The 11,746-nt window shown below is 73.7% G+C and carries 11 protein-coding genes; 3 read left to right on the top strand and 8 right to left on the bottom strand.

The genetic code is table 11. The annotated features are described in order from the left end of the window. The gene (locus tag DQ384_RS01155) at window positions 1-990 is read right to left on the bottom strand and encodes a cation diffusion facilitator family transporter (RefSeq protein ID WP_114026750.1); all 990 of its coding nucleotides are present in this window, start codon (window positions 988-990) and stop codon (window positions 1-3) included. Window positions 991-1,130: 140 nt separating this feature from the next. Here DQ384_RS01155 and DQ384_RS01150 point away from each other — a divergent pair, with 140 nt between their 5' ends. The 3 genes from DQ384_RS01150 (at window position 1,131) to DQ384_RS01140 (ending at window position 4,100) form a co-directional block, all read left to right on the top strand. Continuing rightward, entirely contained in the window at window positions 1,131-1,625 is a 495-nt protein-coding gene (locus DQ384_RS01150) for a MarR family winged helix-turn-helix transcriptional regulator (RefSeq protein ID WP_114026749.1), read from the top strand. Window positions 1,626-1,706: 81 nt separating this feature from the next. Beyond that, a complete protein-coding gene (locus tag DQ384_RS01145) occupies window positions 1,707-2,453 on the top strand; it encodes an LppX_LprAFG lipoprotein (RefSeq protein ID WP_245966168.1) in 747 nt (248 codons plus the stop codon). Between the two features lie 6 nt (window positions 2,454-2,459). Continuing rightward, window positions 2,460-4,100 carry an MFS transporter gene (locus tag DQ384_RS01140; protein WP_114026747.1) on the top strand — a complete coding sequence of 547 codons (1,641 nt, stop codon included), beginning with the start codon at window positions 2,460-2,462 and terminating at the stop codon, window positions 4,098-4,100. Window positions 4,101-4,213: 113 nt separating this feature from the next. Here the strand turns inward: DQ384_RS01140 and der are convergent, their stop codons facing one another. The 7 genes from der to DQ384_RS01105 all read right to left on the bottom strand — a co-directional run bounded on the left by der (window position 4,214) and on the right by DQ384_RS01105 (window position 11,709). After that, window positions 4,214-5,638, bottom strand: a complete 1,425-nt coding sequence (gene der / locus DQ384_RS01135; RefSeq protein ID WP_114026746.1) for a ribosome biogenesis GTPase Der — start codon at window positions 5,636-5,638, stop codon at window positions 4,214-4,216. Window positions 5,639-5,723: 85 nt separating this feature from the next. Beyond that, window positions 5,724-6,359: a (d)CMP kinase gene (gene cmk, locus DQ384_RS01130; RefSeq protein ID WP_245966210.1), complete on the bottom strand. Its 636-nt coding sequence runs from the start codon at window positions 6,357-6,359 to the stop codon at window positions 5,724-5,726. Between the two features lie 100 nt (window positions 6,360-6,459). Then, window positions 6,460-7,581, bottom strand: coding sequence for a prephenate dehydrogenase (locus DQ384_RS01125; RefSeq protein WP_245966167.1), 1,122 nt, complete (start codon window positions 7,579-7,581; stop codon window positions 6,460-6,462). Continuing rightward, window positions 7,578-7,937 (bottom strand): chorismate mutase, encoded by a 360-nt coding sequence (aroH, locus tag DQ384_RS01120; RefSeq protein WP_114026744.1) that lies wholly within the window; start codon window positions 7,935-7,937, stop codon window positions 7,578-7,580. The genes DQ384_RS01125 and aroH overlap by 4 nt, the downstream gene beginning before the upstream one ends. Window positions 7,938-8,103: 166 nt before the next feature. Beyond that, entirely contained in the window at window positions 8,104-10,206 is a 2,103-nt protein-coding gene (locus DQ384_RS01115) for a pseudouridine synthase (protein ID WP_114026743.1), read from the bottom strand. Further along, window positions 10,203-10,817: an SMC-Scp complex subunit ScpB gene (scpB, locus tag DQ384_RS01110; RefSeq protein ID WP_245966166.1), complete on the bottom strand. Its 615-nt coding sequence runs from the start codon at window positions 10,815-10,817 to the stop codon at window positions 10,203-10,205. Before scpB ends, DQ384_RS01115 begins: the two co-directional genes overlap by 4 nt. Beyond that, window positions 10,807-11,709, bottom strand: coding sequence for a segregation and condensation protein A (locus DQ384_RS01105; RefSeq protein WP_114026741.1), 903 nt, complete (start codon window positions 11,707-11,709; stop codon window positions 10,807-10,809). The genes scpB and DQ384_RS01105 overlap by 11 nt, the downstream gene beginning before the upstream one ends. Window positions 11,710-11,746: the final 37 nt, after the last annotated feature.

The raw sequence follows: 11,746 nt of genomic DNA, 5'->3' as shown, positions 1-11,746 counted from the left end.
TCAGCAAGGGCCGGGTGACCCGCCCTCCGGCCCCGGGCGGGAGGGGGCCGCGGCGCGGTGTCCGGGGGTGGGGTCGAGGAACACGTGGCTGATCTGGGGGAACCGCTCGACCAGGCTGTTCTCTATCTGGTCGGACACCTCTTCCAGCCGCCCTCCCGTGCACTCGTCCACGAAGTCGATCTTCGCGGCGACCAGCACGTCGTTGGGGCCGAGCATCATGGTCAGCAACTCCACCACGTCGCTGACCTCCGGACGCGAGATCAGCTCCTCGTAGATCGCGCTCTGCAGCCGCGGCGAGGCGGCCTGGCCGATCAGCAGCGAGGCGTTGGCGCGGATCAGATGCAGCGCGACGCCGAGCAGCAGCAGGCCGATCGCCACCGAGGCCAGGCCGTCCCACAGCGGCGAGCCGGTGATCTGCGCCCCGACGAGCCCGAGCGCGGCGATCATGATGCCCACCAGCGCGGCGGCGTCCTCGAACACGACGGCCTTCACGGCCGTGTCGGCGGTCTGGGAGACGTACCGCTGCGGGGTCACGCTGATGCGGCGCGCCTCCCGGCGCACCTGGTGCAGGGCCCGGAAGAAGGAGATGCCCTCCAGGACGAAGGAGATCGCGAGGACGATGAACGAGACGCCCAGATCGCCCAGTTCCTCGCCGTGCCTGACGGTCTGCACGCCGTGCGTGATCGAGAACCCGGCCCCGATGACCAGCGTCGCGCCGGCGGCCATCAGGGCCCAGAAGAACCCCGCCTTGCCGTACCCGAACGGGTGCAGGCGGTCCGCGGGGTGCTCCGAGCGCCGTACAGAGATCAGCAGGAGGATCTCGGTGACGGTGTCGGCGGCCGAGTGCGCCGCCTCCGAGAGCATCGCCGAGGACCCGCTGAGGAGACCGGCCACCAGCTTCGCCACCGCGATCGCCAGGTTGACCCCGGCGGCCACGAGGACGGTGAGGAAGCTCTCCCTGGTCTCACTCCGCTCCGGCTTGTCACTCATCTCGCCGCTCCTTCCCGGCACCGGCCACGGCTATCGGTCCGGCACGGGAAACTTTGTTTCATTACGCGGACTCGCGTGAGCACCGCATTTCACCACCGCACCTGGTCGCGGGGAGTCCGAAGAGAGATAGATTCACCTCCATGAGCACGGCGGAATCCGATGAACTCGACCCCCACTGGCTGAGCAGCGGGGAGCAACGTGCCTGGCGTGCCCACCTGTCCGCGCACAAGCTCCTCGAGCACCGGCTCGACCGCGAGCTCCAGGAGTTCGGGCTGTCGATCAACGACTACGAGATCCTGGTCAACCTCTCCGAGAGCCCTGGTCATCGTATGCGCATGAGCGACCTCGCCGAGGCGACGATCCAGTCCCGCAGCCGCCTGTCCCACCAGATCGCCCGCATGGAGGCGTCGCTGCTGGTGAGCAGAGAGAGCTGCGCGGACGACCGGCGCGGCACGTTCGCGGTGCTGACCGAGCACGGGTGGGACACGATCCAGCGCGTGGCGCCCACGCACGTGGCCAACGTCCGCTACCACTTCATCGATCGCCTCGCCCCCGAGCTGATCGGAGCCCTGGAAGCAGCCTACGCCCCGGTCGTCGAGCACCTGCTGAAGCTGCGCGCCGAGGAGCGCGCCTAGCGGGGCCGGCCGGGGAGCGATCCCGAACCGATACCCGCGAACGGCGCTGCCACCCGGGCAATGGTGGCTAGCATCCGGGCTGTGTCGATACGGTCGCTCTTCTCTCAGATCCCTCGCCTGGGCCCCGGGCCGTACGCGCCGCGCGGGCGCACCCTCGGGCGGAAGCTCGCCCCGGCGCTCGTGGCGCTGTGCCTGGCCGCCGCGTGCTCCTCGTCGCCGGGCGGTGGCGCCCTGCCCGGCGGGTCCGACCTGATGAAGAAGTCGGCCGAGACGATGCGGGCGGTCAAGACCGTGGCCTTCACGATCGCGACCGAGGGCAGGCCGCCCGTGCCGGTCCGGCACGCCGAGGGCTCCCTGACCCGGGAGGGCGACGCCCAGGGCACGGTCCGGGTCGAGGTGCTCGGCACACTGCAGGAGCTGGCCTTCGTGCTGGCGGGCGACACCGTCTACTTCAAGGGCCCCACCGGCGGGTACCAGACCATGACGCGCGAGCAGCTCGCGGCGATCTACGACCCGTCGGCGATCCTGGACCCGGCCAAGGGCGTCCCCGGGCTGCTGTCCGGCGCGACCGGGGCGAAGACCGAGGCCGAGGAGAAGGTCGGCGGCGCGGACGCCTACCGGGTGGCGGTCCACCTGCCCAGGCAGATGGTCACGACGCTGGTCCCGGGCGTGAACCAGGAGGTGGACGGGCGGGTGTGGGTCGACAAGGCCACCGGCCGACTGGTGAAGGCGAGCCTTCCCCTCGGGAGCGGGGCGAACGCCGGGACGGTCCTGGTCACGCTGGACGACTACGACGCGCCGGTCACGATCACCACCCCGGCGAAGTAGCCACCCATGACCGGTTCCTCCCGTCAGACCCCGGACGCCGCGCCGTCCCCGGGCGAGGCCCCGCACCCGGCCTCACGTCCGGCGGCCCCGCATTCGAAGCCGCCCGACGAGGGCCCGGACCCGACCCCGGACGCGCCGGGCTCCTCCGCCGCCCGCCGCCGCGTGGCCCTCGGCGTCGGGGGGACCGCGGTGCTGCTGGCCGCCCTGGACGCCTACGTCGTGGTGACCGTCCTGGTCGACATCGCCACGGACGCCGGGGTGCCGCTCAACCGGCTGGAGCGCGCCACCCCGATCGTCACCGGCTTCCTGCTCGGCTACGTCGCCGCCATGCCCCTGCTCGGCCGGCTCTCCGACCGGTACGGGCGCAGGCCGCTCGTCCACGCGTGCCTGGCGGGCTTCGCGGCCGGGTCCGCGGTGACGGCACTCGCCGGGTCGATCCCGCTGCTCACGGCGGGCCGCACGCTCCAGGGCATCGCCGGGGGCGCGCTGCTGCCCATCACGATGGCCCTGGTCGGCGACCTGTGGGACGAGCGCGGCCGCCCGATCGCCCTCGGGGCCGTCGGCGCGGCGCAGGAGCTCGGCAGCGTCCTCGGCCCGCTGTACGGCGCCGGGGTCGCGGCGCTGGTGGGGTGGCGCGGCATCTTCTGGGTCAACATCCCGCTGGCCGCGCTCGCAGCGGTGGCCGTTCAGCGCACCGTGCCGCCGCCCGCCCCCCGCACCGGCCCCCGCGTGCGGATCGACGTCGTGGGCGGGCTGCTGCTGGGCCTGGCCCTCGGCCTGCTGGTGGCCGGCCTCTACAACCCCGAGCCGGACAAGGCCGTGCTGCCCCCGTGGGGGCCGCCCGCCATCGGCGCGGGCCTGGTGGCGGCCGTGGCGTTCGTCCTGTGGGAGGCGCGCTCCCCCGCCCGGCTGCTGGACCTGACCGGCGTGCGCCGCGCGCCCTTCGCGGGCACGCTCGCGACCAGCTTCCTGGCCGGCGCGGCGCTCCTGGTGACGCTCGTGGACGTGCAGCTCACCGCGCAGACCCTGCTCGGGAAGGACGCGGTGGGCGGGGCGCTGGTGCTGTCGCGGTTCCTGGTCGCCCTCGCCGTCACGGCGTTCGCGGGCGGCCTGCTGGTGCGCCGGTTCGGCGAGCGGGCCGTCGCCGTGGCGGGGATGGTCCTGGCCGCCGCCGGGTACGCGCTGATCTCGCGGTGGCCGGTCGCGCTCGCCGGCGCCCAATACCCGCTCGGGCTCGCGCGGGTGGACGTGGACCTCGTGGTCGCGGGCCTGGGCCTCGGGCTGGTGATCGCGCCGGCGTCCTCGGCCGTCCTGCGGGTCACCCCGGCCGACCGGCACGGGCTGGCCTCGGCCTCGGTGGTCGTCGCCCGCATGATGGGCATGCTGCTCGGCGTGGCGGCCCTCTCGGCCTGGGGTTTCCACCGCTTCCAGTCGTTGACCGCCCACCTGGACACGCCGCTGCCGTTCGGGGTGGAACCCGCCGAGTACGCCCGCCGCCTGGCCGAGTACACGGCGAAGGTGACCGCCGCCCTGCACCAGGAGTACACCGAGATCTTCCTGCTGACGGCGATCGTCTGCGCCGCCGGCGCCCTCACGGCCCTGGCCCTGCCCGGACGCGCCGGACGAGCCCCGCAGGACCACGCCTGACCGCCCCGGCCGACCACGCGTGACCGCCCTGGCGGACCGCACCCGACCGCCCCGGCGGACGCGCCGGACCGTGCCGGACCGCCGCCCCGGGCATCACCAGGGGCGGCGGGGGGTCACTTCTTCTTGGGCGCGCCGCGCTTCTCGCGGATCTTCATGGTGATCTCGACCGGGGAGCCGGCGAAGCCGAACTCCTCGCGGATGCGGCGCTCCAGGAAGCGGCGGTAGGTCTCCTCCAGGAAGCCCGAGGTGAACAGCACGAACTTCGGCGGCTCCGTGGACGCCTGCGTGGCGAAGAGGATCTTCGGCTGCTTGCCGCTGCGCACCGGCGGCGGAGTCGCCGCCAGCAGCTCCGACAGGAAGGTGTTGAGCTGCGCGGTGGGGACGCGGGTCGTCCACGAATCTATGGCGCGCTCGATCGCGGGGACCAGCCGGTCCATGTGCCGCCCGGTCTTGGCCGAGATGTTCACCCGCAGCGCCCACGGCACCCGGACGAGCTGGCGGTCGATCTCCTTCTCCAGGTAGTAGCGGCGGTCCTCGTCGACGAGGTCCCACTTGTTGAACGCCACCACCATGGCCCGGCCGGACTCGATCACCATGCTGATGATGCGCAGGTCCTGCTCGGTGAGGACGTCGGAGGCGTCGATCAGGACGATCGCGACCTCCGAGCGCTCCAGCGCGGCCTTGGTGCGCATGCCCGCGTAGAAGTCGGCGCCCTGGAGCTGGCGCTCGCGGCGGCGGATGCCCGCCGTGTCCACGAACCGCCAGGTCTTGCCGCCCAGCTCGATCAGCTCGTCGACCGGGTCGCGGGTGGTGCCCGCCATCGGGTCGACCAGCACGCGCTCCTCACCGGCGAGCTTGTTGAGCAGCGAGGACTTGCCGACGTTGGGCTTGCCGACCAGCGCCACCCGGCGCGGGCCGCGCTCGGCGCCGAACCGCTGCGGCGGCGCCTCGGGCATCACGTCGAGCAGGACGTCGAGCAGGTCGCCGCTGGAGCGGCCGTGCAGCGCCGAGACCGGCTGCGGCTCGCCGAGGCCCAGCGACCACAGCGCCGACGCCTCCAGCTCCTGCCGCTGGTCGTCGACCTTGTTCGCGGCCAGCACGATCGGCTTGCCGGAGCGCCGCAGCACCCCCGAGACGGCCTCGTCGGCGTCGGTCACCCCGACCGTCGCGTCCACGACGAAGAGGATCACGTCGGCCAGCTCCACCGCGACCTGCGCCTGCTCGGCGATGCGCAGCGCCATGCCGGTCGCGTCCGGATCCCAGCCGCCGGTGTCGACCAGCGTGAACCGCCGGCCACGCCACACGCCCTCGTAGGTCACGCGGTCACGGGTAACGCCGGGCACGTCCTCGACCACCGCCTCGCGGCGGCCGATGATGCGGTTGACCAGCGTGGACTTGCCCACGTTGGGGCGGCCCACCACGGCGACCACCGGCAGCGGGCCGGAATCCGGCTCGGTCTCCGGGGACACGCCGTCTTCCTCGAATTCGGCGAGGTGCGCCTCGATCCAGCCGCCCTCGTCGCCGTATTCCCCCGTCACGTCACGTCCGTTTCCTATCAATGCGCACCCACCGGCGGCTCGGCGCGGACGGCGGCACTCGCCGGGCCCGCGCGGCGTCACCGCGTCAGGTGCGCTCCTTCACAAGTCTCAGCACCTCGGCGATGACCTCTTCGAGGTTCAGCTCCGTGGTGTCCAGTTCGATCGCGTCGGCCGCCATCACGAGCGGGTCGGCCTTGCGGGTGGAGTCCAGGGTGTCGCGGCGGGCCATGGCCACGCGCTGGGCCTCCAGCGTGGTGCCGGTGAGCTCGGCCGTGCGGCGCCGCGCGCGGGCCTCGGGACTCGCGGTCAGGTAGACCTTGACCGCCGCGCCGGGGGCCACGACCGAGCCGATGTCACGGCCCTCCACGACGATGTCGCCGTCGCCGATGATCGCCCGCTGCTCGGCGACGAGCCGGGCGCGGACCTGCGGTACGGCGCTCACGGCGGAGACGGCGGAGGTGACCTCCTGGGTGCGGATCTCGGCGGACACGTCCCGCCCGTCCACCGTGACGCCCGGGGCCTCCGGGTCGGTGGTGATGGCGAGCCTCGCGGCGTCCGCGCGTGCGGCCACGGCCTGCGGGTCGCCGACGTCGACGCCGTGCTCCAGCATCCACCAGGTGATCGCGCGGTACATCGCCCCGGTGTCGAGATAGCGAAGCCCCAGCGCGCGCGCCACCCCGCGCGACGCACTCGACTTGCCCGACCCCGAAGGACCGTCCATGGCGACGACCAGTGCGGTCACGGCATCTCCCTCCGCCCTCCCGATTGAGTTGTCCGCAAAGAGGGTACCGGGAATCTGCCCCGACCCTGGCATCAACGGCTCAGGGCACGTGCCAGCCGTGCGCGCGCAGGGCGTCGGCGAGAACCCCGGCCGCCTCGGGCTGCACGGACAGCTCGGCGGCTCCCAGCGGCAGCCCTGGAGCGTGCTCCAGGCGGACGTCCTCGATGTTGACCCCGGCGTCCTTGGCCGCCTGGAACAGGCGGGCCAGCTCGCCGGGACGGTCTCCGACCAGCACCTGGACCACCGCGTACGAGCGCGGGGGGCCGCCGTGCTTGCCCGGGATCCTGCTCTGGCCGGTGTTGCCGCGCTCCAGCAGCTCGGTGACCCGGCCGATCGCCGCGCCGTCCGGGTCGCCTGTGCTCTCCGGGGCTTCCTGCGCCGAGACGGCGCGCAGGGCCGCCGCCGCCGTGTTCAGGTCGGCCGCCACGGCCTCCAGCACCTCGGCCACCGGGCGGGCGTTTCCCGACAGGATGACCGTCCACAACCGCGGATCGCCCCCGGCCACGCGGGTCACGTCGCGTACCCCCGGCCCGGCGAGGCCGAGCGCCGTCTCCGACGCCTCGGCCAGGCGCGCCGCCACCGCCGAGGCGGCGACGTGCGGAGCGTGGGACACCAGGGCGACCGCCTCGTCGTGCGCGGCCGGGTCGACCCGCACGGGGTTGGCCCCGCACAGCTCGATCAGCTCCAGCACGGCCCGAACGGCCTCGTCCGACGCCTCGGGCCCCGGGCAGTACGCCCACGGGCGGCCGAGGAAGATGTCGGCCCGCGCCGCGGCCGGGCCCGAGCGCTCACGACCGGCCAGCGGGTGGCCGGCCACGAAGGTGGTCAGGTCGCAGCCGCGCTGGGCGGCCTGCGCGATCGGCAGGGCCTTGACGCTCGCCACGTCGGTGTAGAAGCGCGCGGCGCCGGTCTTCTGCAGGTCCAGCAGCCACTCGGCCACGAACTGCGGCGGCACCGCGATCACCGCGAGGTCGGCCGGAGGCCCGCCGGGGGTCCACTCGACCCCCGCGCCGAGCTCGCTCGCCAGCCGCACGAACCCCGGGTTCTGGTCGGCGAGCAGGACGGTGAGCCCGTGTTCCCTCAGCGCGAGGGCGACGGACGTGCCGATCAGGCCCGTACCGACGATCAGCACGGTCTCGACGGCCCTGGGCTGGTGGCTCACTGGGCGATGTCCATCCTCAACGCGGTCGCGCCCTTGAGATAGACGTGCTGGATCTCCTGGCGGGGCCTGTCCGTCTCCACGTGGGCCATCAGGCGCACCACGCGGGGCAGCGCCCCCGGCACGTCGATCTCACTGGCGCAGATCAGCGGGACGTCGTGGAAGCCGAGCTTGCGCGCCGCGAGGGCGGGGAACTCGGAGGTGAGGTCGGGGGTCGAGGTGAAGATCACGCTGATCACGTCGTCGGTGGTCAGCCGGTTGCGCTCCATGACCTCGGTGACCAGCTCGGTCACCCCGGCCAGAACCGCCTCCCGGGTGTCGGCGTCGATCTGGACGGCGCCCCGGACCGCACGCACCATGTCATTCCCCTTCACGAACCACCGCCCGGCGGCCCGGGCGAGCCCCGGCCAGGCCCCGGCACAGGACACACCCCTGGCATGCCATGGTGTCCACATATGCCTGAGCCCGGCCGAGCACGCCGGGCGTACCGCGGCGTGTCCGGACCGGCTTCGTCTTTCCGACAGGTTACAGTCCCACGACCGCGTAAAGGTCGCCGACCTCCTTGAGCGTGAGCGCGCGCATCGTGCCCGGCTTGAGCCGCCCGAGCTTGACCGGCCCGAACTCGATGCGGGCCAGGTCGATCACGGGGTGCCCCTCGGCCTCCAGCATGCGCCGCACGACGTGCTTGCGGCCCTCGTGCAGGACGACCTCCACCAGCGCCTGCTGGCCGTGCTCCTGGACGATCTTGAACTCGTCCGCCTTGACGAGGCCGTCCTCCAGCTCGACGCCGTTCTTCAGCCGTTTGCCGAGATCGCGCGCGATCGGGCCGGGCACCTTCGCCCAGTACTTCTTCTGCACTCCGAAGCTCGGGTGCGTCAGCCGGTGGGCCAGCTCGCCGTCGTTGGTGAGGATGATCAGGCCCTCCGTCTCGGTGTCCAGCCGGCCGACGTGGAAGAGCCGCTCGGTGCGGTCGGCCACGTAGTCGGCCAGGGACGGGCGGCCCTCGGGGTCGGACATCGTGCTGATGACGCCGATGGGCTTGTTGATCGCGAAGTAGACCTGGTCGGGGGCGGTCGGGATGCGCTTGCCATCGACGTGGATCACCTGCTTGGCCGGATCCACGCGGGCGCCGAAGCGGCGCACGACCTGGCCGTCCACGGTGACGCGACCCTCGCCGATCATCTCCTCGCAGGTGCGCCGGGCCGCGACGCCCGCGGCGGCGAGGACCTTCTGCAGCCGCACGCCGTCCGGCACCTCGGTGGTGTCGCGCTCGTCGGTGTAGTCGGACGGGAAGAAGTCGGGGTCGCGCAGCGGCTGGCGCGCGGTCTTGAACACGCCGCCGCGCCCGGCCCGGGGCGCCTGCGGACGGCCGCCGCGGCCCTGGCCCCCGCGCGCCGGGCCGTCGCCGCCCGCGCCGGGGCGCCGCGCTCCGGCACCCGTCCTGCCCGCTCCCGCGCCCGTCCTCGCCGAGCCCGTACGCCCGGCGGCCGCGCCGCCGCGGCCCTGCTCCGAGCGGCCGTACCGCCCGCGTGAGCCGCCGGGGGGGCTTCCGATGGTCTGCACCTCGTCGCGCCGGTCGCCGCGCTCGTAACGCCCGCCGGAGCCGCCGCGGGGCGCGTCCTCGTGACGCGACCCTGAGCGGGACTCTGAGCGGAACTCTGAGCGGTCGCGGACGGGCCCGCCGCGGCCGGTCTCGTCGCGGCCGTACCGCTCGCCCGAGACTGCCCGGTCCGCGCGGAAGGGCGCGCGCTGGTCGTCCCGGCCGCGGAACGCCGGGCGCCCGCCGTAGGACGATTCCCGCGCCCCGCCGAACCTCCGGCTCTCGCCGCGGTCGCCGCCATACCCGCCACGGCTTTCACCGCGGTCGCCGCCATAGCCGCCACGGCTTTCACCGCGGTCGCCGCCGTAGCCGCCGCGTCCCTCGCGGGACGAGCCCTCGCGAGCGCCGCGGAACCCGCCGCGGCGGTCACCGGACGCGCCCTCGCGACCACCGCGGTACCCGCCGGAGGAACCCTCGCGGTCCGCGCGGAACCCGCCCCTGCGGTCGTCGCCGTAGGAGCCCGGACGGCGGTCGTCGGACGAGCCGCCCCGGCCCGCGCGGATGGAGGGGCCGCGCCCCTCGTCCGGCCTGCCGTACCGGCTGCGGGACGCGCCCGGGGAACCTCCCCGTGCGCCGCCGTAGGAGGACGAACCACCACGGGACCCGCCGAACCCCGACGACCCGCCACGCGAGCCCCCGTAGGACGACCCGCCCCGCGAGCCCCCGTACCCCGAAGAACCGCCACGCGACCCGCCGAACCCGGACGACCCGCCGCGCGGGCCGCCCTCGGAGGACCGGGAGTCGTCGCGCGAGCGGAAGTCGCGGTCGTCGTCACGGGAGGACCCGGCCGCGCCGCGTCCCCCTCTGGGAGCACCCCGGTCGCCGGTGCCGCGCCGCTCGTCCGAGCGGAAGGCGTCTCGGCGGTCGCCCGCGCCCCGGAACCCGCCCCGGGCGCCTCCCCGGGAAGATCCTCCGCGAGGGGCGCCGGAGCCGCCACGCGAGCCGGCACCTCCCCGGGCCCCGGGGGCGGCGTCGCCGCGTCCTCGACCGCGTCCATCACCGGACGGGGTACCACGCCTGTTGTTCACTTCTGTTGCTCCTCTAAGGTTTCCACGTCGTCGGGGAGGAACGGGGCGATCGCGGGGAGCTCGTCGAGACTCCGCAACCCCAGCCTCTCCAGGAAGTACGAGCTCGTGCGGTACAGGACCGCCTGGCTCTCGGGATCGGTGCCGGCCTCTTCCACGAGGCCGCGCGCCACCAGCGTGCGCATGACACCGTCGCTGTTGACGCCTCTGATGGCGGCGACGCGGGCGCGGTTCACCGGCTGGCGGTAGGCCACGACCGCGAGGGTCTCCAGAGCGGCCTGCGTCAGCCGCGTCTGCTGGCCGTCACGGACGAAACGCTCCACGTGGGCGGCGCAGTCGGCGCGCGTGTAGAAACGCCAGCCTCCGGCCACCTCTCGAAGATCGAAACCACGGCCGTCGCGGGTGTATTCCGCCGCCAGCTCCCGCAGGGTCTCGGCGACCTCACGCGAGGGGCGTTCCAGCACCTGCGCGAGCGTCACCTCGGCCACCGGCTCGTCGACGACGAGCAGGATCGCCTCCAGGGCCGCGCGCAGGCCCGGCCCGGACTTCGCGTCGTGCGCGGGGTCCTGGTCGTCCTCGTGGTCCTGGACGCGCTCGGCGCCCTCAGGATTCATCGGCTGCATCTTCGCTCTCCCGGCCGGCGCGCTGGTCGCGCGGCCCGCCGTCATGGCCTTCCGTGCCCTCCGCAGGCGGAGCGCCCTCGTCGTAGTCGTCGGCCACCGCGATGTCCCCGTCGTCGGTGCCCGTCCACATCACGTGCAGATCTCCGAGCGGTTCGATCTGCTCGAAGGAGACCGCGGCCTCCCGGAACAGCTCCAGGATGGCGAGGAAGCGCGCGATGACCTCGAACGTGCCCGCGCAGTCGGCGGTCAGAGCCCGGAACGTCGCCCTGCGCACGCGCCGGAGCCGTGCGACCAGGATAGCCGCTTGCTCGCGGACGTTGGCGACCGGTTGATAGATGTGCGCCGTCGAGACCGAGGGCGGCAGCTTGGGCGTGAAGGCCCGCATGGCGATCTTGGCGAGCCGCTCCGGGCCGACGCCGAGCACCAGCTCGGGCAGCAGGCCGGCGAAGCGGGCCTCCATCGGGACCACCCGGGGGAAGCGCAGGGCCTCCTCGGCCATGTAGCCGGCGAAGACCTTCGCGACCTCCTTGTAAGCCCGGTACTGCAGAAGGCGGGCGAACAGCAGGTCGCGGGCCTCCAGCAGCGCCAGGTCCTCCTCGTCCTCGACCTCGCCGGTGGGCAGGAGCCTCGCGGCCTTCAGGTCGAGCAGGGTGGCGGCCACCAGCAGGAAGTGGCTGGCCTGGTCCAGATCCCACTCGGGGCCGCGCGAGCGGATGTGGGCGATGAACTCGTCGGTCACCTGGTGCAGGGACACCTCGGTGATGTCCAGCTTGTGCTTGGCGATCAGCCCGAGCAGCAGGTCGAACGGACCCTCGAAGACATCCAGGTGCACCTGGAAGGCGTCGGGCCTGTCGGCCTGGCCGGTCGCGGGCTGTTCGGTCACCGTTCCATTGTCCCGCACCCGGGCCGCCGCGCACGTC

It is taken from the genome of Sphaerisporangium album, from assembly GCF_003323745.1.
Taxonomy (GTDB): Bacteria; Actinomycetota; Actinomycetes; order Streptosporangiales; family Streptosporangiaceae; genus Sphaerisporangium; species Sphaerisporangium album.
The sequence above is the reverse complement of the archived record's forward strand: the minus strand, read 5'-3'. Positions and strand labels throughout refer to the sequence as shown.